This is a genomic window from Dellaglioa sp. CoH-55-MRSF-8, from assembly GCF_056782195.1.
Genome location: NZ_JBXAYH010000104.1, coordinates 1 through 377 on the forward strand (window position 1 = coordinate 1; position 377 = coordinate 377).

The following is a 377-nucleotide window of genomic DNA, read 5'->3' on the forward strand; positions in this document are numbered from 1 at the left end:
GATCGTTGATGAGGTGTCCATGGTCAACGAGGACATGGCGATGGATATTCTGGAGTACGGAGTACCTATTCTCGTGGTAGGCGACCCGTTCCAGCTGAAGCCTGTGAAGGGAGAAGGTTACTTCGTGCGTGGCCGAGCCGATGTGATGCTCACCAAGATCGAGCGGGTTGCTGAAGAGAATCCGCTAATCTGGTTGTCAATGCGGATACGTGCTAAGAAAAAGATCAAGCCCGGGCTCTACGGTGAGACTCGGGTCTGGGCTCCGGGCACACGCGTCGATGATGAGCACGTGGCCAACGCCGATCAAATTCTGGTTGGCATCCACCGGACGCGACATTCGCTCAACCGCAAATACAGAATGCTCCACGGGTTCTTCG

General features: G+C 55.4%; 1 protein-coding gene. It reads left to right on the plus strand.

What is annotated here, in order from left to right; all coding sequences use genetic code 11:
• The coding region (locus tag AC1RPW_RS08110; RefSeq protein ID WP_481769458.1) for a hypothetical protein at positions 1 to 377 on the plus strand (377 nt) is incomplete at both ends.